14 protein-coding genes are annotated in these 26,073 nt (G+C 41.6%); 13 read left to right on the top strand and 1 reads right to left on the bottom strand.

Going from position 1 to position 26,073, the window contains the following annotated elements:
* The first annotated feature begins 188 nt into the window (after positions 1-188).
* The 5 genes from KTO63_RS18635 to KTO63_RS18615 all read left to right on the top strand — a co-directional run bounded on the left by KTO63_RS18635 (position 189) and on the right by KTO63_RS18615 (position 10,744).
* Positions 189-4,091 carry a SusC/RagA family TonB-linked outer membrane protein gene (locus tag KTO63_RS18635; RefSeq protein ID WP_217793161.1) on the top strand — a complete coding sequence of 1,301 codons (3,903 nt, stop codon included), beginning with the start codon at positions 189-191 and terminating at the stop codon, positions 4,089-4,091.
* Positions 4,092-4,110: 19 nt separating this feature from the next.
* The gene (locus tag KTO63_RS18630) at positions 4,111-5,547 is read left to right on the top strand and encodes a RagB/SusD family nutrient uptake outer membrane protein (protein WP_217793159.1); all 1,437 of its coding nucleotides are present in this window, start codon (positions 4,111-4,113) and stop codon (positions 5,545-5,547) included.
* A 113-nt stretch (positions 5,548-5,660) separates the two neighbouring features.
* Complete coding sequence (locus KTO63_RS18625; protein WP_217793157.1) at positions 5,661-7,808, top strand: S9 family peptidase; 2,148 nt, start codon at positions 5,661-5,663, stop codon at positions 7,806-7,808.
* 31 nt (positions 7,809-7,839) lie between these two features.
* Entirely contained in the window at positions 7,840-9,270 is a 1,431-nt protein-coding gene (locus KTO63_RS18620; protein ID WP_217793155.1) for a TlpA family protein disulfide reductase, read from the top strand.
* A 76-nt stretch (positions 9,271-9,346) separates the two neighbouring features.
* A complete protein-coding gene (locus tag KTO63_RS18615; protein WP_217793152.1) occupies positions 9,347-10,744 on the top strand; it encodes a TlpA family protein disulfide reductase in 1,398 nt (465 codons plus the stop codon).
* 154 nt (positions 10,745-10,898) lie between these two features.
* On the opposite strand, the gene KTO63_RS18610 is transcribed toward KTO63_RS18615, so the two are convergent.
* The gene (locus KTO63_RS18610) at positions 10,899-11,612 is read right to left on the bottom strand and encodes a ferredoxin reductase domain-containing protein (protein ID WP_217793150.1); all 714 of its coding nucleotides are present in this window, start codon (positions 11,610-11,612) and stop codon (positions 10,899-10,901) included.
* A gap of 166 nt (positions 11,613-11,778) precedes the next feature.
* On the opposite strand from KTO63_RS18610, the gene KTO63_RS18605 reads away from it, so the two are divergent.
* From KTO63_RS18605 to KTO63_RS18570, 8 genes are all read left to right on the top strand, one after another.
* Positions 11,779-12,774, top strand: coding sequence for a helix-turn-helix domain-containing protein (locus KTO63_RS18605; RefSeq protein ID WP_217793148.1), 996 nt, complete (start codon positions 11,779-11,781; stop codon positions 12,772-12,774).
* A gap of 210 nt (positions 12,775-12,984) precedes the next feature.
* Complete coding sequence (locus tag KTO63_RS18600) at positions 12,985-15,423, top strand: TonB-dependent receptor (RefSeq protein WP_217793146.1); 2,439 nt, start codon at positions 12,985-12,987, stop codon at positions 15,421-15,423.
* 277 nt (positions 15,424-15,700) lie between these two features.
* A complete protein-coding gene (locus KTO63_RS18595) occupies positions 15,701-16,465 on the top strand; it encodes an MBL fold metallo-hydrolase (RefSeq protein WP_217793144.1) in 765 nt (254 codons plus the stop codon).
* A 327-nt stretch (positions 16,466-16,792) separates the two neighbouring features.
* A complete protein-coding gene (locus KTO63_RS18590) occupies positions 16,793-17,323 on the top strand; it encodes a DsbA family protein (RefSeq protein ID WP_217793142.1) in 531 nt (176 codons plus the stop codon).
* A 170-nt stretch (positions 17,324-17,493) separates the two neighbouring features.
* Complete coding sequence (locus tag KTO63_RS18585; RefSeq protein ID WP_217793140.1) at positions 17,494-18,717, top strand: Pycsar system effector family protein; 1,224 nt, start codon at positions 17,494-17,496, stop codon at positions 18,715-18,717.
* Positions 18,718-18,814: 97 nt separating this feature from the next.
* A complete protein-coding gene (locus KTO63_RS18580) occupies positions 18,815-19,690 on the top strand; it encodes an SdiA-regulated domain-containing protein (RefSeq protein ID WP_217793138.1) in 876 nt (291 codons plus the stop codon).
* Between the two features lie 117 nt (positions 19,691-19,807).
* Positions 19,808-23,413, top strand: a complete 3,606-nt coding sequence (locus KTO63_RS18575) for a BamA/TamA family outer membrane protein (RefSeq protein WP_217793136.1) — start codon at positions 19,808-19,810, stop codon at positions 23,411-23,413.
* A 4-nt stretch (positions 23,414-23,417) separates the two neighbouring features.
* Positions 23,418-25,766: a GAF domain-containing protein gene (locus tag KTO63_RS18570; RefSeq protein ID WP_217793134.1), complete on the top strand. Its 2,349-nt coding sequence runs from the start codon at positions 23,418-23,420 to the stop codon at positions 25,764-25,766.
* Positions 25,767-26,073: the final 307 nt, after the last annotated feature.

Here is a 26,073-nt window from a genome sequence, read left to right as displayed (position 1 = left end):
CCAAAGCAACAACCAAAGAATTCAACCAAAACTAAGCAACACCAAAGCAACACACATTAAGGTTCTCATGACTTACACCATTGGCTCCGCCTGATGTATCACTACCGTATTGAATGGTAATGATCAGGATGGAATTGCCTTTTCCAAATCATTGAACTATTAAAAACTAAACTAACTAAGTTTTTTGTATGAAACTATTCCCTTACGCAAAAAGGGGTACGGGCTGCTTATTGCCTGTACTCAAACAAAAAATGCTGACGATGAAATTGACAGTGCTTTTATTAACAACGGTTCTGTGGGCGAATGCCAGCGGCCTCGCACAGAATGTTACCTTATCTGTGAAAGGAGAGCCAATCGTTAAGGTGTTTAACGCCATTAGAAAGCAAACAGGCTACAACTTTGTGTACAGCGATGATGTGGCTACAAAGAGCTATCCTGTCACAATGAATGTGAGAGATGCTTCATTGGAAGATGCAATGAAAAAGTGTATGCGGGGCCAGCCGCTAAGCTATTCTTTAGTGGCCAAAACCGTTGTGGTGAAATATGCGCAAACCGTAACCACAATCAGAAGTAAGCAAATACAGGAAACACCTGTCAGCATTATCGGTGTAGTTGACCCGGGCCAGCAAACCCAGGCGCAACAAGGTGAAACAGACACTCTGATCGATGTTCATGGTAAAATTGTTGACGCTGATGGTAATCCTTTGCCTGGAGCGCTTGTTATGACTAACTGGCCCTCGAAAGGCAAAAGAGTTCAAAGTGATAACGCAGGCTACTTTACTTTAAATAGTGCGCGGGCAAACGGACAAATCTCTATTTCCAAGCTTGGCTTTGTGTTAGATGTATTTGACATTGCCAACAACCCCACTCCAATATTTTCTTTGCAGAAAACAACTGCTAACAATAAAACGCTTGATGAAGTCGTAGTTACCGGCTATCAGTCCTTAAGCAAGGCTACAGCGCCGATAGCGGTTTCTTCTGTTGATAACAAGGAATTGAACAGGAAGATCAACCCCGATCTTATGTCTGCCCTTGAGGGCAAATTGCCGGGCCTTAGTATGTTTCAAAACAAAATGGTGGCACGCGGCCAAAGTACATTTTCCGGTAGCATTGGTACAAGACCATTGATAGTGATTGATGGCGTGCCGTCTGAAACAGTTGCGCTTTCAGGCTTTGATGCGCCACCAACTCCGAGCACTTCCAACACGCTCGCAAACAACCTTTCTTCCATCATCAATCCCAATGACGTTGAAAGTGTAACCTTATTAAAAGATGCAGCCGCTACTGCTGTGTATGGGGCAAGAGCAACAAATGGTGTGTTGGTGATCACCACGAAATCCGGTAGAGGAATGGGCAAAAACAGAATCACCGTACAGTTCAGTGCAGACATGATAGTAACGGAGAAACCCAACCTGGATCAAATGCACTACGCATCAACATCTGATTTGATCGACTATGAGACGGCGCTTTACAAAAAGGGCGTTGCAACTTTAGGCCTGGGAGATCCGGCAACCTACTTCAATACAATGGGATATATTGGCTCCGCGAGTAATGTTTCTTATTACTCACCATTGGTCAATCTTTACCGTTTGCAATCTATAGGAAAAATTTCCCAGGGTGATTTGGATAAACAGATTGCTACCATGCGTACGATTGATTCCCGGAAACAGTTTGCGGATCTCGCATGGCGCAATGCTCTAAGACAGAGTTATAATCTTTCTGTAGGAAGCTCAAATGATAAACAGGATGTTTATTTCTCACTTAACTACGTGGGTCAAAAAGACAAATTGATCTCCAATGATGGGCAGGCTTTCAATTTATACTTAAAAGCCGGTCAAAAGATCAGTAAAGGAGTTAACGTATCTGTCGGCATCAACACACAATATTCTTTAAGCAACCAGGTAAATGACGGAAGCTATACAAGCCCTACAGCATTTCTTGAACCTTACAACGCAATAGTGGATGCATCGGGCAAGCGCGTGTATACTCCTTATGTAAACCTGAGTGATGCTTTTGGCTCATTGGGTGCAACGGCAATTAACGGAAGAACCGCAGCGCAAATAGATTCCATTAACATGCTTAAAGCAGGCAGATTAAAATCATTTGGTTATAATACGCTTGATGAGCTTGCCCGCAACAACAGCAAACTTGATAAGCTGGGAATAAGAGCCTTCGCAAATATTGATGCGAAGCTTTATAAAGGACTTACCTACACTTCCACATTTCAGTATGAAATTGCAAAATCGAAAATGGATTATGTAGTGGAAGAGGATGCTTATAAAATGCGCTTTATGGTGAACCGCATGGCGTATAACTCCGGCACCGGAAATCCTATAACAGATCCTACTGTTACGTTAACGTACCCGATTTCCGCATCTGGCGGCAGATTGCAACAGGCATCTACTGCAACCAACAATTACACCTGGCGCAACCAGCTGAACTTCAACAAAAGTTTTTCAAATATCCATAATATCAACTTACTCGCAGGAACAGAGGTAAGACAAACTTATTCTCCGCAATCTGTAGATGCCGTGTATTATGGCTATAATCCAGTAACACTGAACACCGTTCCTTTTGATCAGGCTACCATGTATAACACGGGTGTAACTTCATATATCTGGTCAAAGAGTTCATCAAAACAAAGAGTATCAAACCCTGTTAGCCTTAACAGCTATGCGCCTACAAAACATAGATTCTTTTCCATGTATGGAACAGGCTCCTATACTTTCAAAAATTTGTATTCTTTCTTTGGAAGCGTACGTGTGGACCAGGCGGATTTTTTTGGTGTTGATCCCAAATACAGATACCGTCCATTATGGTCAGTTGGTGGAGGCTGGTTACTGTCAAATGAAAATTTCCTGAAAGGAACAGCAAAATGGCTCGACCTTTTAAAGATCAGAGCATCATACGGTTTAACAGGGAACGTAGATCAGACATCCTCTCCATATGTGGTAGCATCTGGAGGCACGAACTCACTTTATCAGCCTTTACTTGATTATAACTTTATTGGTTCGGCTCCTAATCCATTGCTGCGTTGGGAAAAAACATCAACTTATAACGCGGGTATTGATTACGCCATGTTCAACAACAGGCTGCGTGGAACAGTTGATATGTATTACAAATTAGGAACGGATCTCCTGGCAACGAAAACACTGGATGCAACAAACGGATTTGCTTCTGCAAAAGTGAACAACGGCGCAATGACCAATCGTGGAGTTGAAGTAAGTGTAACCGGTGATTTGGTAAGAACAAAAAATTGGTTGGTGACGTCTATGGCCACGTTTGCATACAATAAAAACAAAGTAACCAAAATAGCATTGGCAGTTACAAATCCTGATCAATTGATTTCAAGCAGCAGTTATTATCTCACAGGTAATCCGATATCTTCCATTTATGCGTACAGATATGCAGGCTTGTCTACCGGAGGCAATGATGAGCAAAATGGCCTTCCATTGATCTATACAGATGCATCAATGAAAAACGTTGAAGTAGCCAATTCGGGCACCACCACTACTGTTGCACAGTCAAGTTCTTTCAATGTAAACGCCGCTAAATACATGGGTTCTGCTGTTCCTGTATGGAACGGTTCTTTTCAACAGAGTGTTGCATTTAAAGGCATTGAGTTGAACGTATTGTTTGTTGCATATGGTGGCTATAAAATTAGAAAAGACGCGGTTGACCTATACACGGGATCTATCGGTGGAGGAGCCATTGATATGGATATTGCAAAAAGATGGACCCCGCAAAATCCAAATACAAACATTCCTAAAACTTTGCCTGATTACTCACAGGGACAAGGGGCAAGTGTGTTATATCTCAACAACTACTGGAAGCAAGCTGATGTACAAGTGGTAAGCGCAAATTACATAAGACTTAGAAATATAACGCTCGGATATAACCTGCCTCAAGGTATTGCCAGAAAGTTGTATACGCAAAATGTAAAACTGAGTGCACAGGTAAACAACTCGTGGTTCTGGTTCTCAGCAAAAGATGATATCGATCCGGATACCTTTAGTGGTGCGGGTTCTGCAGGAACACGCAGCTATCAAACACCAGTATCTTATTTGTTCCGCCTCGACGTAACCCTTTAATGTCAAAAACAAGAATCAAATGAAAAAAGCATTTAAAAATAAATTACTGATTGCATTGGGATGTCTTGCATTAACAACTTCTTCCTGCAAAAAGTATCTTGATATAACACCAGCCGGAAAAACAATATTGACCACTTTTGATGATTACAACAAAGTTGTGAATTACATGGCACTTCACGGATACAATGAATATGATGTAAGATATCTTAGCGACCAGTGGTGGATCAATGAACTGGCAGTTATAGGACGCGATCCAAGCGTTATAACGATCGAGTTCTTGTGCGATGAATCGAAAACGAGAATTCCCACCGTACAGTCCACAAGTTATAATGGCCCATACGCTAACATTGCAAAGTATTCGCTGATCATTGACAACGTTGGCGCTGCAACCGGTGCCACCGATGCACAAAAGAAACAGCTGATCGCAGAAGCAAAAGCATTGCGTGCATACTGTCATTTTATTTTGCTCAATATGTATGCAAAACCTTATGATGCTGCTACGGCAAAAACAGACAACGCGATCATCATTAAAAACAGTTTCAACCTGGAAGAAACGCTTTCTCCATCAACTGTTGATGAAGTGTACAACTTCATCGAATCTGAACTGCAGGCTGCTATTCCGGATCTATCCAATACGCCCGACAATGCTTTTCATCCTTCAAAAGCGTTTGGCTATGGCCTGCTCGCGAAAATGTATTTATTCAAAGGACAGTTTGACAAAGCGAAAGAAGCAGCCAAACAGTCGCTGGCATTGAACAGCTATATTTTTGATCTTGTGAAATATTATCAGAACGGCCAATCGGATCCAGTTGATATGGGCATGGCAGAAAATCTTTACTACGCCTATGGTAACACTTCAGCTGAAACGCCTTTGAATTCTGTGATCTCTGCGGAGTTTTACAACTCATTCAATGCAAGCGATGCAAGAAGAATGTGTTATTTTTCAACGACGTCTCCTGTGGTTCAAACTGGCTCTGGCTGTGCAGCATTCATAAAAAGTATAAGCAGCATTACTCCTGTAAGATATTGTTACAACACCGCCGGTCTTAAAACGACTGATGTTTTCCTGATCCTTGCCGAATGTGAAGCAAGAGCGGGCAATGTGCAAACAGCAATCGGCCTTGTTGATTCTGTAAGACGAAAAAGAATATTGCCTGCTGCCTTCACACCCTCAGTTGCAACAGACACAAAGTCTGCTGTAAATATGGTGATCACAGAAAGGAGAAAAGAATTGCTATTCGGATTCAACCGCTTCTGGGATCAAAGAAGATTGGGCAAAGAACCTGATTATGCAATTACGGTGAAAAGGGTATTCCCCGTAGTAAACACAACGGTGCCGCAAGTAACTTATACACTTAACCCAACATCGCCCTTATATGTTATTCCGTTTGTAAAAGATGTGATCATCAACAACCCGAACATGAAGGAAAATAGCCAGGATGCATTGACCTGGTAGGGAAGTAGTGAGTGATGAGTTGTGAGTGGTGAGTTGTATCCAAAAACTCATCACTCATAGCTCATCATTCAAAACCCAACTCATCACTCATCACTCAAAACTCATCACTCAAATTGAAACACCATTTCTTATCCGCGGCGCTTCTTTGCATAGCAGCCGGTACCCGATTGAAAGCACAGCAACAGGGCAGTAAGCCGGAATATTTTAAACAAGTCTCCAATTATTTTTGGCAGGACAACGCACACTATGTCGGTGGAACTTTTGGAAGCACACAATTGTCTGTTACGGACGCAAAAACGGGACAGTCGTCACAGTATGTTAGAGGTAAAGTAGTTGCAAGTGAAAGAATTGCCATAAATAAAAAGACGGGAACTGTTGTTATTCGCAAAGCAAGTACTGATGATATAATCGGCGGTGTTCAATATTCAAAAAGAGATGGTGAGGTGGTGTTAGTTAGAACTAGTACAGCGGATAGTATTCTTAATACACAGAACGCTACTCCTTCTCCGGACTCAACCTGCATTGCATACACAAGAAACAATGATTTGTTTGTGTACAGTATTGCATCCGGAAAAGAATGGCGCGTAACAACAGACGGTTCCAAAGATGTGTACAGTGGTTGGTCCGCATGGGTATATAACGAAGAGATACTTGGTCGCGGTACCAACTACAAGGCATTCTGGTGGAGCCCCGACAGCAAGCGCATTGCATTCATGCATTTCGATGAAACCAATGTGCCGGTGTACGATCATTTTGATGATGAGGGCGTACATGGTAAACACAAATTGATACACTATCCCCAGCCTGGTGATGCGAATCCTCAAGTGAAAACTGGTATAGCGGATGTTGCAGCTAAAAGTGTTGTATGGGCCGCATTTGACGAAAAAGCAGATCAGTATTTTGGTCAGCCATACTGGACACCAAACGGAAGCGGATTGTGGGTGCAATGGATGAACAGGAGGCAGGATTCTTTAAAAGTTGAATCTGTAAATCTTGCAGACGGCTCACACAAAAACATTTATACCGAAACGCAAAAAACATGGATCGATCTTGATAAAGACGATCGAATAACTTTTTTGCCTTCTAAAAATATGTTCCTGTTAATGAGTGACAAATCAGGATGGAGACATATTTACGCTTATGACATGAACGGCAAACTCATCAAGCCGCTTACAAATGGAAATTGGACAGTAAAGGAAATCAACTATGCCGATGAAAAGAACGGATGGATCTACTTTACTGCAAGAAAAGAGAACTCTACACGAACTGATCTCTACAAAGTAAAATTAGATGGTTCTAAAATGCAGCGCCTGACTTTTGGCGAGTATAATCATCGTGTAGTGTTATCGCCGGATGCATCTTATTTTATTACTACTTACAGCAATTATGCGGAGCCTCAGAAAGTAGCATTGGTAGATAATAATGGAAAAATAATCAGAGAGCTTGCAGATAGCAAAGGCAAGGATTATGAACAGTTTAAAACACTGGGTCGCCATTCCGAAATAATAAGGGTTAAAACACCTGATGGGTTTGAGTTGCCGGTAAGGATCAGTTGGCCGGATAAAGTCGACTCAACAAAAAAATATCCTTTGATGGCTGCGATTTACGGTGGTCCTGATTTTTCCTTTGTGCAGGACGGTTTTGCCGGAACATTCGGAGCCAACGAAAAAACAGATGATATTATTTCTATCCAAATGGATCACAGGGGTTCGGGTCAGTTTGGAAAAATGGGACAGGACTATTTGTATCGTCAGTTAGGTAAGTGGGAGATAGAAGACTACACGACTGTTATAAAATTTTTAGAGAAAAAATATCCATTTATTGATTCAACACGAATAGGCATTTCAGGCTTTAGCTACGGGGGCTACATTACATGTCTCGCGCTTACGAAAGCCGCCGATGTATTTACGTACGGACTTGCGGGCGGCAGCGTAACGGATTGGAAGTTGTACGATACACCTTATACGGAAAGATACATGGGCACGCCGCAAGACAATCCGGAAGGTTACAAGCAAGCAGATGTTATGACCTACGTAAAAAATTATAAAGGTCTGCTGCGATTAACACAGGGTACAATGGATGATAACGTGCATATGCAAAACACCATGCAGCTGGTATCTGCTTTGCAAAACACCGGCAAACATTTCGAGTTGATGTTCTATCCCGGCGGCGCACACGGCTGGTTGAGCCTGCACGAAAAGTATGCGCATTACAGAAAAGAAGATCAGGCATTTATTGATAAAAATCTATTGAGAAAATAAAAAGCGTTTTTTAATTAATTAAACAACAGGTATGGGATTTAAAAAACTGATGTTCGTCGTATTGCTTTCATGCAGCGCTCTGTTTGCAGCTGCACAAAAAGGCTATACAACTGTAAACGGAACAATTCACTTGAAGAAAATGGATAGTAGTATAGTGGAGCTATACAAAGTGAAAATGGGTACATTAGAAAAAGTAGATAGTATTAAAATGTTAGTCAATGGAGACAGTACATTTACATTTTCCTTTAAACCTGGGTACAAAGGATATTATATGATAGGTATTGCACTCCCAAAGGCAAGATTTATATACTCCGATATTGCGAAGTATTGTTTCTATGCGAAAGGGAGCGATGTTGTAAATATGGATATAACGGATCTCACGAGCTATACAATGGCTGCAGGAAATACTAAAGAGAATCAAATATTATCTGAATGGAATAAGATGTTGCTTGCTACCAAATTAAATCCTTTAAAGAACGGAGCTGATTTCAAGGCTGCTTATGCAGTTGTCGATAGTCTTGATGGACTGTCAAAGGAATGGATAAAAAAGCAACATTCGGGAAATGCTGCATTTGATGCATTACTAAAAAGGACTGTACCGAATGATGTTGCGCTGTACGCAACAAGGTATGTAAATTCTCCAAGGCCTGCCAACTCCAAATGGGAACAGAAATCCGAAGATTTCGGCGCATATATTTTGCATACAGATTTTAAAGAATTGATGCGCGATGGTTTTATTCTAAACTTACCTTTTGGACAGCAGGAACTAAACGGCCTAACAGGAGTGATGGGTAGACTAGACAGGTTAAAAGGAGATACCGTAAAGACTGAAAATGAATATTACGAGCGTGTTTTCCGTTACATACCAAATGATACTTTAAAGGGTGTGTACATGGCATCTGGCATTAGCTATATCAGGTCTTATGAGAAGCTAAAAGATTTCGAAACCAAGTATGGTAAATACTTAACAACGCCAGAGCAAAAGCAAATGCTTGCTGATCAGTTTAAAAAGGTCTCTGAATTTAAGAAAGGAACGCCGGGTTACAATTTCACTTACAAAGATGCAAAAGGAAATAAAGTTTCTTTCTCCGATCTTAAAGGGAAAGTTGTACTGATAGATGTTTGGGCCACATGGTGCGGTCCGTGCAAGGCAGAGCTACCATATTTAAGAAAGCTGGAAGATGAGTTTCATGGTAATGATAATATCGTATTCGTAGGATTGTCTTCCGATGAAGATGTGAATCTTGAAAAATGGAAAACATTTGTTGCCGAGAATGATCTTAAAGGCATTCAGCTGAAAGCGGACGGAGGATTCCGCTCAGGATTTACAACTGTTTATAAGATAAATGCCATTCCCAGGTTCATGGTGTTTGATAAACAGGGAAAAGTAGTAACCATTGATGCGCCAAGACCATCAGAACCCGCATTAAAAGAGTTGTTGCTTCAAACGTTGAATAATTAGAGACTCGGAGCTGACAGCTTTCCAAAAACCTGTCAGGTCTTGCAACATAGTAAATAATCAATTTTAAAGTTTAATAATGATACGTACAATTTTTGCTGCATGCAGTTTGTCAATTGCATGCATAAGCAGCGTGTTTGCCCAGGCAAAAGCACCCATGAAGATCAAAGGCAACATGGCCGTTATCGAAGGAACAGTAACAAGATCTTATGTAAAGAATGTAAAGCTTTATAAAGCATACGAAGGCAACTACAAAGAGTTGGCCACTGCAGTGTTGGATGAAAAAGGAAGCTACGCGTTCGCAGTGCCGGATCCAAAAGAAGGATTTTATTATGTGAGCGATTGCATGGGCGGAGGGAAAGAAATTTCTACACGCATTTATCTGAAGCCGGGCACAAGCATGATCCTTAATTTGAAGGATGATAATTATGAAATGATCACTCAATCGCCAGAAAACATCGCGCTTGATAAATGGCAACAATTTGATACAGTAATCACAAAACCGGCTTATCAGTTCTGGTCAGACAGAGTAGGTTATACGGGCGTGTTTCCTGTAATTGAAGCATTCACCCCAAAAGTTGCTGCATTTAAGAAACAGCTAAAAACAAAGAATGAAAAATTCAACAACCTGATGGACTTCGTGGTTGATGATGATGTGGAAGCAGCCGCAATGAATTTTCTTGCAACGCCAAGAGTAAAACATCCTGATTCTACAACCGTGTTTCCTGCGATTTATGCTACCATCAAACAAGATAAAAAATACTGCGACGCAAGAATTTTGCAATTGGGTGATGGTGCAAGAAGGATCGGCATGTATGCATCTTATTGCCAAAGAAAAGACAAAGTGAGTTACAAGGATTTTGGCTACGGTGTTAATCTTTTTTGCAACGACAGTATAAAAGGAGCTTTCATTGTTTTCAATCTACGTAGCTTCAGAACTTTTGATGATCTGCAAAAGACAGTTGTAGAGCCGTACAGCAAATATCTTGTTACTGATTCAATGAAAGCAAAAGTAGCATTGCATCAGAAAACGCTTGCAACATTGGCAACAGGTGAAAAAGCAATTGAATTTTCTTTTCCTGACATCAATGGAAAAAATGTTTCCATGAAAGACCTGAAAGGAAAAGTTGTATTGGTAGACGTTTGGGCCACCTGGTGCGGACCGTGCAGAGGCGAGCTTCCTCATTTGCAAAAACTGGAAGATGAGTTGAAAGATAAAAACGTTGCGTTCATAAGCATGTCAACTGATCTTGAAAAGGACAAAGAGAAGTGGAAAAACATGATCGCTGAAAAGCAAATGGGCGGTATACAACTTTTCACGAATGGTCCTAACAATGTATTCAGTGAATACTATAAAGTGAATACCATACCGAGATTCCTTGTGTTCGATCAGGAAGGAAAGATCGTAAGTGCAGACGCTCCAAGACCTTCAGAGCCTGCGTTAAAGGATTTGTTGTTGAAGACGTTGAATAAATAGTAGAGACGCGTTGAACGCGTCTCCGCTACACCCAAACGAATGCCCGATAGATGAAAGCGTTTTCTTCTATCGTGCATTCGTTTACAACGTGATGTAGGATTCCGCTGATTTTTTTGCATTCATTCGCTGTTACAGAGACGCGTTCAATGCGTCTCTACTTTCCCCAAAACGGTGCTACCCTTATCTGTCCTTTGCTTACGCCTCTTTGCATCAGGTATTTTCTAAAACGCTGAATGGAATATATTCTTCCCGCTAAATAGTATGTGGCATTCTTCCAAACTTCCCAGCAGTTCTCGTGCATATCTTCCATCCATTGAATACTGTTAACGGCAGGAGCGTCCGCGGATTCTTCCACACGTTCCAGCAACAGGCTCAACTCTTTCAACGCACATTCATTTTCCTCCCTTAGCTCCAGTACGCCCAAGTACTCATGATCGAGCTCATGCGCGATTTCTTTAAAGCCGTGAAATAAGCCAATAGATGTTTCATCGCCAAAGAAGAAGTGATGCTTTGTGTTTTTATTGTATTGCATGTCGCTTCTTTCCGCGTGAAACCTAAGTATATCACCTTTTTCCAGGTGTGTCACCCAATCGCTTCCGGGGCCTTTTCTGTTTAAGTAAAATATCACCGTAAAACGGCCGAACAACTCATCAAACGTGGAAATGGTGTAGTGGCGGAAATTGTTGTCGTCCACGCGAAATTGTATTTCGTGTCCCGGCAAAAATCCGGTTCTGTAGTATTCTCCGGTAAAAGTAACCGACAAGATATCTTGGGAAAGATAGGTCATGTCTTCAACCTCTGCCGTATATAGCCAGGGATCAAACACGTTGACAACAGTATCTGCGAGCCATTTTGGTATTGTGGACATATAGATGTTGGTTTAAATGGTGTAATCAAATAGTGCAGTTGCAACATGGAAACAATAATTATTACCCGGGCAACTTCTTTAAATACTAATTTTATGCAATATTAATTCTGCTTGTTATTTCCTCTTTTACACTAACGGGATAGAAAATTATATAAAACGGATTTTTATGGCGATGGATGTATATGATTCCGGCGGCAAAAAATTTATAGTAGGCAGTGGTTTTTTTTATGACGCGATCGATAAACCTTTGGTGGCTGAAAGACGCGAGAAGTATAGCTTCCCCTTCGGCGATGCGGAACTCGTGCAAATAGCATTCTCAGGTATTTACATCGTGTACGGCGACATGATAATGAAGGAAAACAAACGCCTGAGATTTGACGTTGTGGAACAGCACGACCTGGTGGAAATGCATTTTACTTTAAAGGGCATTGGCGCCATGACAAATTTTGCCAATGGTCAAACTTACCAATTCAAGGAAAATGAACACAACCTTCACTACACCCCACAGTTTTCAGGAGTGGGTGACTATAAGAAGGGACAGCAGCACAGATTTTTTGAAGTTCATTTTACAACGGAATATTTTTTTGAATTGAGTAAGAATAGCAGTCCGGCGCTCATGAGTTTTGCAGAAAGCGTGGCAGCAAACAAGGCCGCGGATTTTTGTAAAGAAAATCTTCCCATCACACTTGCCATGCACCAATGCATTCATGAAATAATGAACTGCAAAGTAACAGGCGGACTCAAGTTAATGTTCCTTCAATCAAAATGTGTTGAGCTACTCATATTGCAGGCACAGGCCTATGAAGATGCATTGGGCAAGCCTTCATCATCCATCATCAAAACAGATTTTGATAAAGAGCGTATTTTATTTGCGAGAGACTATCTGATTCAAAATGCGCAACAACCACCAACACTACGCGAGCTTTCAAAAATAGCAGGCATCAATGAATTCAAGCTGAAAAAAGGATTCAAAGAAGTATTTAATACAACGGTCTTCGGCTTCCTTGCCGATCACAAACTAGGACAGGCAAAGGATTTGCTCGGCTCAGGCAATATCTCCATCAAAGAACTCGCCGATGATCTCGGCTATTCATCAGTGCAACATTTTAGTACGGCGTTTAAGAAGAAGTTTGGAGTGACGCCGGGGCGAATTAATAATTAATAATTAAGAATTAATAGGTGTAGCGGTCATGTTGAAATGTAAACTTCAAAATATTTCACGGACGCGCTAGTCAAAAATATCTCGCAACCGCACTATTAATTTTTAATTATTAATTATTAATTGATTTTTCCTTTCCGCGTAAACCTTTTTCCCGATCTCGTTTTCTATTTAATTGTCATCGTTACAATTTTGCTGGCAAATTAAAAGCTTATGCACAGGAAATATTACCAGCAGATTTGTAGACTACTATTCACGCTCACAGTAATTATATTTTCAACTCAGGTAATTTTTGCAAACGAAATAGAAGACGGTACGGGTGTCATCAAAGGGAAAGTCACCACCAGCGATGGAAGCGCGGCTGTAGCTGTTTCGGTAAAAGTAAAAGGTACTAAGAGAGTAGTGGCTACAGAAGATGATGGTACTTTCATTATTAAAAACATAAAACCCGGTAATTATCAACTTGAAGTTTCATTGGTTGGTTATAATGACGTGTTGCAGGATGTAACGGTGACTGAGAAAGCAACTGCTAATGTTGCCATCAAACTGACTATTACAAACAAGCAGCTGGAAGAAGTGATTGTCAGCGCAGGCAGTAAGGTGACGAAAAAAGAAAGTGATTACGTATCCAAGATGCCGTTGAAGAACATGGAGAATCCGCAGGTGTTTGCGGTGATTTCTGGAGCAACACTAAAAGAGCAATTGGTATCCAGCTATGATGAAGCAGTAAAAAATGCGCCGGGTATTGATAAACTTTGGTCATCAACAGGAAGAGAGGGAGATGGTACAAGCTACTATTCATTAAGAGGTTTTGCGGTGCAGCCAACATTGGTGAATGGGTTGCCAGGCTTGACAAACGGGGGCCTTGAAGTTTCCAACATCGAGCGCATTGAAGTGGTGAAAGGTCCTTCCGGTACATTGTATGGAAGCAGTTTGATTTCCTACGGCGGTCTTATCAATACGGTAACAAAAAAGCCTTTCAGTAATTTTCGTGGAGACATCAGCTACACTGGCGGCAGCTATGGCCTGAACCGGTTTACAGCTGATATCAATGCGCCATTGGATAAAGCAGGAAAAGTGTTGTTGCGTGTGAATGGTGCCTTCCATAATGAAAACAGTTTCCAGGATGCAGGCTTTAAGAAAATAAGATTCTTTGCGCCTTCACTATCTTACCAGGTGAGCGACAGGCTTTCATTTTTGCTGAATGCTGAATTCCTTGGCCAGGAAGGCACAAACCCGATGATGTTGTTCTTCGATCGCTCAGCGCCTTTGCTGGCAAAGAACCTGGATGAATTGGGTTACAATAAAAAAATGTCTTTCACCAGCAACAACCTTAGCATAAAAAATCCGGTTACAACATTGCAGGCGCAAATGAATTATAAACTATCAGGTCAGTGGACATCGCAAACTGTGGTGTCTCAAAGCACTGCAAGATCAGAAGGATATTATTCTTACCTGTATGAAGTTTCACAATACATCCCTGGTTATCCAAACATTCCGGGCGTATTTGGAAGATATCTGAACAAACAAAACGGATCGACCAATACGTTCGATATTCAACAAAATTTCATTGGTGATGTGAAGTTTGGCAACATGCGCAACAGAATTGTAGCAGGGCTCGATTACTTCAACAGAAACACGATCAGCAACGGTACAGACTATGTAGGTATGGGCATGGTAACAATGACAGATCCGCAAACTGATCTGCTTACACAGCCAAAAGTAGATTCAGCTTTACAAAGCGCGACAGGTTCTAACTCAAACACTACCCAACAAGTGTACAGTGCGTATGCATCTGATGTGTTCAACTTCACGCCTAATTTATCAGTAATGGCGAGCCTTCGCGTCGATCATTTTAAAAACGGCGGCATGACTTCTGCAAGCACTGATCAATATGAGCAAACTGCGCTCTCTCCAAAATTTGGTATCGTTTACCAGCCAATCAAAGACAAAGTTTCATTGTTCGTTAATTACATGAACGGCTTTTCCAACACCGCACCCAGAGAAGAAGTGGATAATGGTAAAACAAGTATGAAAACGTTTAGACCTGAAAAAGCAAACCAGGTTGAAGGTGGTGTGAAACTTTCTTTGGTAAACAACAAGGTTGTAGCAACAGTAAGTTATTATGATATCCTGGTTAGCGACATTGTGATGTCTGATCCTGCAAACACAGCAACTACCACCAAATACATACAGGGCGGTAAAAGATACAGCAAAGGCATTGAAGCAGATGTTGCAGCAAACCCTGTGGCAGGGTTGAACGTCATTGTGGGTTATTCATTTAACAACAGCAAGGTCACAGAAACTGATGCGAAAGATTATATCGACAGACGCCCTGAAGAAGCAGGTCCAAAACATCTTGCCAACGCATGGGTTACTTACAAGTTTACATCAGGTGCTGTCAAAGGATTTGGCGCAGGCTTCGGTGGTAACTATGCAAGTGAAAATATGATTCTGAACAGAACAACAACAGGCGTGTTTACATTGCCTTCTTACACAGTGTTGAATGCCTCTCTGTTCTACAATGCAGATAAATTCACGATCACCGCAAAATTGGATAACATTACCAACAAAGAATATTACAAAGGCTGGTCCACTATCGAACCTCAAATGCCGAGGAGGTTCGTAGCCGGTATCTCTTTCCGCTTCTAGTTTTTTATCATCTACAGTTTAATTGCAAGTGCGTCCTTCGGGACGCATTTTTTTTGTTTGCCACAGAGGCACAGAGAACACCGAAAAAAAGTAAAAATAACTGAACAAATAGTAAGTGAAACACAAGAAAAAAGACCGAGATAGAAAATTTTTTTAGCTCCCTGCCTTTATAATAACGGGGGTTGACCTTTCTTTCCTTTTTTTCTGTGTTCTCTGTGCCTCTGTGGCAAAAAAAGCGCCGCAGGTGCTTCCAAAAAAATCGTTTATTTGCAGCTCAATGTCACTCTACATCACATCTTTAAATTCGGGGAGCAACGGGAATTGTTACTACGTGGGCAACGAGACGGACGCTATTTTTATAGATGCAGGAATTTCCTGCCGTGAAACGGAAAAAAGAATGCGCAGGCTTAATTTATCGATGGATAAAGTGCGGGCAATTTTTATTTCTCACGAACATACCGATCACATAAAGGGCGTTGCGGTACTGGCAAAAAAATACCGGCTACCTGTATATATTACCGCTGCAACTTTGCAGTATGCAGGGCTCTTGCTGAACGATCATGTCGTAATGCCGTTGCATGGCAATGCTGTTATAAACGTTGGCGAACTGGTGGTAACTGCGTTTCCAAAATTGCACGATGCGGCTGATCCACATAGCTTTATGGTAAGCTACAATAGTATCAATATTGGTGTTTTCACAGACATTGGCTCTCCTTGCGAGCAACTGATCCATCATTTTCAGCAATGCCATGCCGCGTTTCTTGAAACAAACTATGACGAGGAAATGCTGGAAAAAGGACGCTATCCTTATTTTCTTAAAAACCGCATCCGCGGCGGCAAGGGGCATTTGTCGAATGCGCAGGCGCTGCAGGTTTTTAGAGATCATAGGCCGTCGTTCATGACGCACTTACTACTTTCTCATTTGTCAAAAGACAATAATAATCCCGAGCTTGTTCAAAATCTTTTCACCGAACACGCTAACGGCACTGAAATAATTGTAGCCTCAAGATTTGGTGAAACAGCCGTTTATTGCGTGAGTTGAAGCTCAAGGTTCATTTAACCGCAAAGAGCGCGAAGGTTGCGCAAAGGAAGCAAAGAATTGTTTTAAGAATTTATCAGGTTGGCGATTTTTTCTGAGCTCCTGCGTGTAACACATTAATTTCTCGACCAAGACTCTCGTGCAGGCGGTGGTTACAAATAATAAAACCTTCGTTTCCTTTGCGCAACCTTTGAGCTCTTTGCGGTTAAAAAAACGTCACCCTTAAAACGCGCCTCTGTTTCCCAGTGGCAAACAGGTGCCGCAGGCACTCCCTAAGGTTGCTTCTAAACATAATCCTCCCTAAATTGTATTATAATCAAAACAACACTCATGTCTTTAAGACCGCCGGTTTCAGACCACGACCATATCGAGGGGAATTTTTTCGCTGCAATTGAATTAGTGGAATATGGCGACTATCAATGCCCACATTGCGGACATGCATACCCGATAGTAAAAAAATTACAGGAAACATTTGGCTCCAAACTTAAATTTATTTTCCGCAATTTTCCCTTAGCTAAAATCCATCCCGAAGCGACTATTGCTGCAGTCGCTACAGAGGCTGCGGCACGCCAGGAGAAGTTTTGGGAAATGCATGATATTATTTTTGAAAACCAGCAGGACCTTAGCCGCGAGGCACTCCTCAAATATGCAAAGCAGCTGGGGCTTGATATAGAACAGTTTAATTACGATCTTGATGATGAAATGTTGTATGAAAAAGTAGACAGCGACTTTGAGACCGGCATTCGCAGCGGCGTAAATGCCACGCCAACTTTTTTCATCAACGGAGAAAAATATAACCTTGGCTGGGAAGGCAACAGGCTGGAGCAATATATCAAAAGCAGTGTTTTGGGAGACCAGTGAAGAGGAGGTTATTTCCTGAATTGTTTTAATTTACCGAAGATTAATAACTGAATAACTGAATAACTGAAGGTTTGAATTATTGAATAATTGAATTAATGATGAACTAGTTGACATTCAAGTTCAGTTATTCAGTTACTCAGTTATTCAGCCATTGCCACAAAACCACTCATATGAACTACGCCCAATTACTAGAAGATATAAAACATGAAGTCACGGTTTTTTTTCAGATGAACGATAAAGGGATTTATTCCTATCACAATCTCGCACACACGCAAAACGTGGTGGCCAATGTCGGAAAAATTGCCCGCTATTATAAGCTTGATGATAAAGATTCGTTCATTGTAAACGCTGCTGCCTGGTATCATGATACCGGTTATCAGATAGGAGGGGGAAGGGATCATGAACAGCAGGGCGCCGCAATGGCAGAAAATTTTTTACTTGCCAGGGCCGTAGATCAATCCATTATCGAGGCTGTCAAAAATTGCATACTCGCTACAAAGCTGCCACAGGCGCCACAAACATTGCTTGAGCAGATCGTATGCGATGCGGATCTTTATCATTTAGGCACGGAAGAGTTCAGCGAGCAAAATAAACAGGTTAGAAAAGAAATGGAGCATAGGCTTGGCAAAGAAATATCAAAACACGAATGGAGATTAGGAACGATAAAACTTTTTGAATTTCATCATTATCATACAGATTATGCGCATATATTTCTCGATCCCGTAAAAAAACAGAACCTGGAAAAACTGAAAAGCAAAGAAGCAGAAGACGAACCAAACAAACACAAGAAAGTGAAAAAATCAAACCATGCGGAGGTTGCAGAACAACCGGCCCCAACGGAAACCAAAAAACAGAAACCAGACAGACCGGAAAGAGGCATTGAAACAATGTTTCGCATTACTTCTAACAATCATCAGCGACTTAGTGATATGGCCGACAACAAAGCGCATATCATGATCACGACAACATCCATCATTTTATCCGTGCTGCTAAGTGTAATGTTGCGAAAACTGGAAGATAACCACCATCTCATCATTCCGACCATATTGTTGCTGGCAGTGTGTGTAGTAACAATGACGCTGTCTATTTTGTCAACACGCCCATCTATACCTCCGGGAACTTTTACACCACAGGATATTGCAGATAAAAAAGTGAACCTCCTGTTCTTCGGTAATTTCTATCGCATGAATTATGAAGAGTACAGCGATGCAATGCAATACATGATGAGCGATCGTGAGTTCCTATATGGCAACCTTACACGCGATGTGTATTCGCAAGGCGTAGTGCTGGGGCGCAAATACAGGTTGCTTCGTGCAGGATACAACGTCTTCATGTTTGGAGTCATTGTTTCTGTAATTGCTTATACAATAGCAGTGATATTCTTTGCACATTAAAAAGTTGAGTCGCTATGCACAGTGCGGTCAAATAGTTAGTGAAGTAATCACAAGGAAAAGCTGCGACTTCGAAAGAAATTTAAAGTAAATGAAAATTATGACGTGGAATCGTAAGATATATTTTTTAAGTATGCTGATGGCATTGCTCGCTTTGTTTGCTTGCGGCTCGGCTGATGGAGATGATGGCGAAAAACAAAAGGGAATGCCGCCTCATTATGATCTGTCAAAACCTGAGCGTTTCACCATGCCAGAAACATTGCTGGAAATTTCCGGAATTAGTTTCCCCAAAGGCAGAAATGATACGGTTTACGCGATCCAGGATGAAGAAGGTAAATTGTTTAGGTTGGCATGGGGCGCCAAAAAGCAATACCATGCAAAGTTTGCAAAGGGCGGCGATTATGAAGATGTTAGCATTGCAAATAACAAAGTGTATATTCTTAAAAGCAGCGGGAGTATTTACGTGATAGATTTTGGCGATGCAGTGTATGAAGAGATAGACAGCACAACAGAATGGAAGGGGCTGTTGCCAAAAGGTGAATACGAAGGTTTGTTTGCGGAGGAGGCAACAAATAAACTATACGTGCTTTGCAAAAACTGCGAGACTGATGAAAACAAAGATTTTGTAACCGGTTACATTTTGCAGGGCGGTGACTCTGTGTACCAAACGGGAAGTTTTACAATTGATGTGCAGTCCATCAAACCATTTACCGGCAAGGTTAAACGTGGATTCAGGCCTTCTGCCTTAACCAAAAATCCGATCACAGGAGAATGGTTTATTTTGTCGGCGGTCAATAAATTGTTGGTCATTACAGACGGTGAATGGAAGGTGAAGGGCGCTTATCATTTAGACGGTAACATGTTCAATCAACCGGAAGGCATTGCATTTGATGCTGAAGGCAACATGTACATATCAAATGAGGGAGATGATTTGTCTGCTGGAAATATTTTGAAGTTTAAGAGAAAAGAGAAATAATAGACAATGTGCGATGTGCGGTGTACGATGTACGAAAGTCATTTGGATGTTACACCGTAAACTATTTCGTACACCGTACTTCGTACATCCCACACTGCAATAACACCAAAGAACCAAATGAAATCTCTATTTACCATACTAGCTATTTTATGTGTCAATCTGCTATTTGCACAAGACAGCATCGAGCATCGCGTAATATTTATTGGGGATGCGGGTGAAATGAATCCTGCACAGCAAAAGGCATTGGTACATGCTTCCAATCACATATTGCAGGGAAAAACTACCGTGATGTATTTAGGTGACAATGTGTACCCCCGCGGAATGGCGCTGCCCGGAAGCAAGAATGCAGACAAAACAAAACAGATATTACAATCACAATTTCAGCCGATGCGTGCAAAAGGTGCACCTGTATATTTTGTTCCGGGCAATCATGACTGGGACAAGATGGGGCCTAAAGGGTTGTCGAAAATTAAATACCAATGGCAGTATCTGGAAGAACAGAATGATTCATTGTTGAAGTTGATACCACCAAACGGTTGCCCCGATCCTGTGGAGATACATCTTACCAATGATCTGGTGATCATTGCCTTTGATAGCGAATGGTGGTTGTTTCCCTTCGATAAAAGCAATGAGGATGCTGATTGTGATTGCTACACAAAGAAAGATGTGCTTGCCAAGCTTGCGGAAATGCGTTACCGCAACAGGGGCAAGATTGTTTTGCTCGCATCGCACCATCCGTTTCAAAGCTATGGCGTACACGGCGGCAAGTTCACCTGGAAGGATCATATTTTTCCTTTAACATCGATCAGTAAAAACTTATACATTCCGCTGCCGGGTATAGGTTCACTGTACCCTTTTTTACGTTCTACTTTTCCCAATCCTGAAGATTTAAAACATCCATTGTACCAGGACATGATCAATCGCGTAGATGCCGTATTTGAGGGTGCGCCCAATCTCGTGCGTGTAGCAGGACATGAACATGGCTTGCAATTCATTGAAGATAAAGGCACGCAGGTTGTAAGTGGCGCAGGAGCAAAACATACCAATGCAAAAAAAGGAAAGGGCTCTTTGTTTGCAGATGCCACGCAAGGTTATGTTACGGTTGATCTGTTGAATACCTCAGCGCTGCGTGTAACTTACTACATCTACGAAAATGATACGGTACACCAGGCTTTCACGTATGCAATACCGTATGCACCAGAACACGAAATTGCTGCGCCAAACAGTGTGCCCATAAAAGAAGATAGTGTTGTAGTTAGTGTACATGCGTCGTATGATTCTGTTGGAAAAACGCATCGCTTTTTCTTTGGCGAAAATTACAGAAAAGAATGGGCCGCTCCCACAAAGCTGCCGGTGTTGCGCATCTCTGAATTGTACGGTGGCTTAAAGCCGTTGCAACTCGGCGGTGGTATGCAATCAAAGTCACTTCGATTAGAAGATAAAGATGGAAAAGAATGGGTGATACGCAGCGTTGAAAAATTGCCCGACGCGTTATTGCCTGATGCACTGAAAGGAACGTTTGCGAGAGATTGGCTGGATGATGTAACAAGCGGCCAGCATCCTTTCTCCGCCTTAGTTGTGCCGCCAATTGCGAATGCTGTAAAGGTGCCGCATGCATCACCTGTTATTGGTGTATTGTCTCCGGACAAGAACCTTGGTATGTATGGCAGGGTGTTTTCAAATCTTGTTGTACTGTTGGAAGAAAGAGAGCCTTTGGGCAAATCCGACAACTCAGAAAAAATGAAAAAGAATTTGCAGAAGGACAACGACAATCAACTTCATGCAAAAGAATTTTTACGGGCGAGAATGTTGGATGCGCTGCTGGGTGATTGGGACAGGCACGAAGATCAATGGCGATGGTACAATGATAATGACGATAAAAAGGCTAAAGAATATCTCGCTGTGCCACGCGATCGCGACCAGGTTTTCCACGTAGTACAAGGCTTTATCCCTAAGATAGTGTCGAAAGAATATGTGTTGCCTACATTCAGGAATTTCGATGCAGAAATATCGCATTGGAAATGGTTGCTGTTCAAAACAAGATTTGGTAATGCTTACCCGGAGATGCAATTCAACCGGGAAGAATGGAAAAAAGAAGCCGACAAGTTTGCCAAAGCGGTTACAGATTCAGTAATAGAAGAATCACTGAAACGATTGCCTGCTGCCTCTTACGCGATCCGGCATGATGAGTTGACTACCATATTGAGATCTCGCCGTGACAGGCTTCCGGAAACGATGCTGCATTATTATGACTTCATTCAAAAGATCGTTGACATAAGGGTAAGTAACAAAAATGAATTGGTGGAAATAAGTGACGCGCCTGATAAAGGAATGAACATTCGTATTTCGAAGATCAACAAGGATGGTAAGGTGAAAGATGAATTAATGAACAAAACCTATCCTGCCAGTGCTACTAAAGAAGTGCGTTTATATCTGGGCGATGGCAACGACAGCGTGATCCTGAATAGTCCGGCATCTGCTGTTAAACTGCGCATTATCGGCGGCGATGACAGCAAGAGCTATAATATTGTTGATTCGAAGAACAAAGTAAAATTGTACGATAAGAACAATGGCTCACGTTTCACAGGCGATACATCTTTGTTGAAACGACACATCTCAGATGATAGTTTGAATACATCTTACACTCAAACGAATCTTTACAATATCTGGATGCCGATGGCGCTGGTGGGCATTAATATTGATGATGGTCTTATTGTTGGCGCAGGCTTCAAATACACGAAGCAGGAAGGTTTCAGGAAGTTTCCTTACGCAAGTATGCATCAGTTGGTAGCCGGGCATTCGTTCTCCACAAAAGCATACAGGATAAGATATAATGGCGAATGGATCGATGCCGTAGGTAAGGCAGATTTTACTTTACAGGCAGTAGTAAGGGCACCGAATAACACGATCAATTTCTTTGGCAGAGGTAATGAAACCGTCTACGATAAAACAGGTGATTATAAAAGGTATTACCGCACAAGGTATGGTGCTTACCAACTTGACCCGGCGCTGCGCTGGAATGGCAGAAAGGATGGTAGTTTGAGCATAGGGCCGTCATTGTACTACTACGCCTATGACTCAGAGGACAACGAAGGCAGGTTTATCGAAAATACTTCTCACATCGGTTCTTACGATAGTTTGATCATCGATAAAAACAAAATGCACCTTGGTGGCCAGATAACGTTGTTAAGCGACAAGCGAAACAGCAAGGTCATCCCGCAATGGGGCACATATGTAAGCCTGCGCATACAGGCCTATAAAGGCATTGGTGAATACGCCAATGATTTCATGCAGTTTATACCCGAGGTGGCATTGTACAAGAGTTTGAACCCTCGTGCGACTGTCGTGCTGGCAGAAAGATTTGGCGGAACCGTAAGTGTTGGCAAAACAACTTTTTATCAATCTGCGTTTATCGGTGGACAAGAAAACTTGCTGGGCTACAGGCAATATCGCTTTGCAGGGCAGCATAGTTTTTACAACAACCTGGAACTCAGAATAAAAGTGGCAGATGTTGCCAATTATATTTTACCGGGACAATTGGGGCTCACTGGTTTTTGGGACATCGGCCGTGTGTGGGAAGTGCCTGACAATTCTAACAAATGGCACAATGGCGTAGGAGGTGGCATTTATTTTGCGCCTGCTTCAATGCTCTCTTTTAATTTTGTAATGGGATACTCTCCCGAAGGCTGGTATCCTTATTTTACAATGGGATTTAGATTTTAATACTATGCAGAACACGATAATAAACGTCTTCCCTGATTTGCCGCCTGATTCAACTGTTGAAGTTGCATTGTCATTCGGGCCATTCATCCGCTTTTTAAAAAGCAGGAACGACAAAGACAACATGCATAAAAATCATTTCTTCAAATACATCATTGATCAGTTTGAACGCCATCCGGAATTGTTGAGCCCGATTGATGTAAAGGAAATGTATAAGTATTCAAAACAATTGGAGCTGGTATATGCTGCCGTGTCGCCGGTTGTAGTAGAGGAAGAAAGTCATTACTGGGCGCTTTGCACACCCGGTGTTCCATCATTGTTTTACAGCACAAACGCATTCTTTAATCTCATTATTGATAAAAATGCGAAAGGCGTGATCAACAATGCGATCACAAAGGACAATGAAGAGTTGCGCAAGGGACACGCTGAAATGTCCTATTCTCTTATACTTGAAAGATTCTTCGATATTCCCTGCTTTTTCAACCAGGAAATGATCAAGCAATTGGACGACAAAGAAACGGGATTGGCTAAATATTACAAGATCAATCCTGATACAAGATTTACAGACATCATTCCGTTGAAACCATTGCCACAGCTGGATATGACGTTGTTCCAATCAAGGCAAACCGATAAAGATGAAATACTTGCAAGGCTGCATGAAATCATGCCGCTAAGCATGTTCCGCTTTGAAGGTTTTGGTATCACAAACGCGGAAGATGTGACATCTGCTTATGCACTGGATACAATTAAAAATCTTTTATTGTCGCATTCCGATGACGAAAGCGAAAACTATGCAAAGATCACCAACGCTTTGAAAACGCTGATAGGTAGCAAGGATATTGAATTTGGGGCGTTGCCATTTTTGCAGATAAACAACAAACTCGTTTTTAAGGATAAAGCGTGTACAAATAGTATGCTGGTAAGATCCACAAAAGACTTTGTGCACATGGAAACTGCCTATGCAAACCTGACTGATAAATACTTCAAAAATCCGAAGGTTGTTTTTTATAATGAGATTAGTGAAGAGGATACGGAAAAGGAAAACTATCTGAAATGTATGAAACTGGCAGGCGTTCGTTCCTTTGCATTTATTCCGGTTTTCTTCAACAACCTGCTGGTTGGAATGTTGGAAGTGTTTTGTAAAAAAGAAGGCGTGTTCACTGAAGGTTTATTGTCGCGCCTTGATCCTGCAATACCACTGATTTCCCAGTTAATGAAGAATACCATTGACGAGTTTGGAAACGGATTGAATAAGGTGATAAAGGAAAAGTTTACTGCTATCCAGCCTTCCGTTCAATGGAAATTCAATGAAGTGGCATGGCACCATATGCGCGATGTATCGCAGCAGGTTCCTAATCCGGAGATTGAAGACATTGTTTTCGAAAATGTATATCCGTTGTACGGAGCAGTTGATATTCGCAATTCAACCATAGAGCGTAACGCGGCCCTTTACAAAGACATGCAGGTGCAATTCAATATTTTAGTAAAGGTGTTGCAGGAACTGAAAAAGCGTTCAGGATTTGGATTGATCGACGAAAAGATATTTGTTACCCAGCAATGGATTCAAAAGATAGCTGCAGTCAATGAGTTCAATGAAGAAGTAAGGCTGAATGATTTTCTGGAGAATGATATCACACCCTTTCTGATCAATTTCACGGAAAGCAATCCAGCCTACAGAGCGGTAACAGATGAATATTTCAGTGCGATAGATGAGAAAGCCGGCAAGGCGTACCATAATCGCCGGCAACTTGAAAGATCGATGAATACAGTGATTTCATCGCTCAATAATTATTTTGAATTGCTGAAGATAGAAATACAACAAGCATATCCATGTTACTTTGAAAAGTTCAGGACGGATGGTGTTGAGTATGATATTTATATTGGGCAGTCCATTACGCCCGATAAGCAGTACAACGACATGTATCTCAGCAATCTTCGTCTGATGCAGCTTACATCAATGGTTACAGTGGCCAAGTATTCGCACTCTCTGTTGCCGCATATACCTAGGCATGTAGAAACAACGCAACTTATTTTTATTCACTCACATCCGATCGATATACGCTTCCGAAAAGACGAAAAGCGTTTTGATGTGGAAGGGGCTTACAATATCCGTTACCACATCATTAAAAAACGAATTGACAAAGTACATATTCGCGATACGGGTGAGCGTCTTACGCAACCAAACAAAATAGCGCTTATCTATTTCAATCAGAAAGAAGCAGACGAATACATCTCTTACATCAAATATCTGCAAGGCGAAAAAATGTTAATGGACGATCTTGAATACCTTGATCTGGAAGACCTTCAGGGCGTTTCAGGATTGAAAGCGTTGAGAGTAGGGGTGATGGTGGACTGACGAGGAGTTAGAAATTAGGAATTAGGAATTGTTTAGGTGTACCATGCTTTGGGATGTGCAGAGTTTTTTTTACAGCATTCATTTTACCGCAAAGTACGCGAAGAAGCATTTCACTACTTCTTTATGTAGTATTCAAAAGCGCAAAGGAAGCGAAGTGATGTTGTTTTAGGGTACTCTTAGTGAACCTCAGTGCCCTTAGTGCCTTAGTGGTAAACGTTCGAGACTGACCTTTGCGTCCGTTGCGTCACCTTTGTGTATTCTAAGACTCATAAACTGCCAAAAAATGTTTTTAGGCGGCTTGTAAATA

It is taken from the genome of Pinibacter aurantiacus, assembly GCF_019130065.1.
Taxonomy (GTDB): domain Bacteria; phylum Bacteroidota; class Bacteroidia; order Chitinophagales; family Chitinophagaceae; genus Pinibacter; species Pinibacter aurantiacus.
Note: the sequence above shows the minus strand (reverse complement) of the source record. Positions and strands in the feature narration are given on the sequence as shown.

Excerpts from the sequence above, each read along its gene's own strand:
- KTO63_RS18635 (WP_217793161.1), top strand. The coding sequence starts at position 189 with ATGAAACTATTCCCTTACGCAAAAAGGGGTACGGGCTGCTTATTGCCT.
- KTO63_RS18630 (WP_217793159.1), top strand. The coding sequence starts at position 4,111 with ATGAAAAAAGCATTTAAAAATAAATTACTGATTGCATTGGGATGTCTT.
- KTO63_RS18620 (WP_217793155.1), top strand. The coding sequence starts at position 7,840 with ATGGGATTTAAAAAACTGATGTTCGTCGTATTGCTTTCATGCAGCGCT.
- KTO63_RS18615 (WP_217793152.1), top strand. The coding sequence starts at position 9,347 with ATGATACGTACAATTTTTGCTGCATGCAGTTTGTCAATTGCATGCATA.
- KTO63_RS18610 (WP_217793150.1), bottom strand. The coding sequence starts at position 11,612 with ATGTCCACAATACCAAAATGGCTCGCAGATACTGTTGTCAACGTGTTT.
- KTO63_RS18605 (WP_217793148.1), top strand. The coding sequence starts at position 11,779 with ATGGCGATGGATGTATATGATTCCGGCGGCAAAAAATTTATAGTAGGC.
- KTO63_RS18600 (WP_217793146.1), top strand. The coding sequence starts at position 12,985 with ATGCACAGGAAATATTACCAGCAGATTTGTAGACTACTATTCACGCTC.
- KTO63_RS18595 (WP_217793144.1), top strand. The coding sequence starts at position 15,701 with ATGTCACTCTACATCACATCTTTAAATTCGGGGAGCAACGGGAATTGT.
- KTO63_RS18590 (WP_217793142.1), top strand. The coding sequence starts at position 16,793 with ATGTCTTTAAGACCGCCGGTTTCAGACCACGACCATATCGAGGGGAAT.
- KTO63_RS18585 (WP_217793140.1), top strand. The coding sequence starts at position 17,494 with ATGAACTACGCCCAATTACTAGAAGATATAAAACATGAAGTCACGGTT.
- KTO63_RS18580 (WP_217793138.1), top strand. The coding sequence starts at position 18,815 with ATGACGTGGAATCGTAAGATATATTTTTTAAGTATGCTGATGGCATTG.
- KTO63_RS18575 (WP_217793136.1), top strand. The coding sequence starts at position 19,808 with ATGAAATCTCTATTTACCATACTAGCTATTTTATGTGTCAATCTGCTA.
- KTO63_RS18570 (WP_217793134.1), top strand. The coding sequence starts at position 23,418 with ATGCAGAACACGATAATAAACGTCTTCCCTGATTTGCCGCCTGATTCA.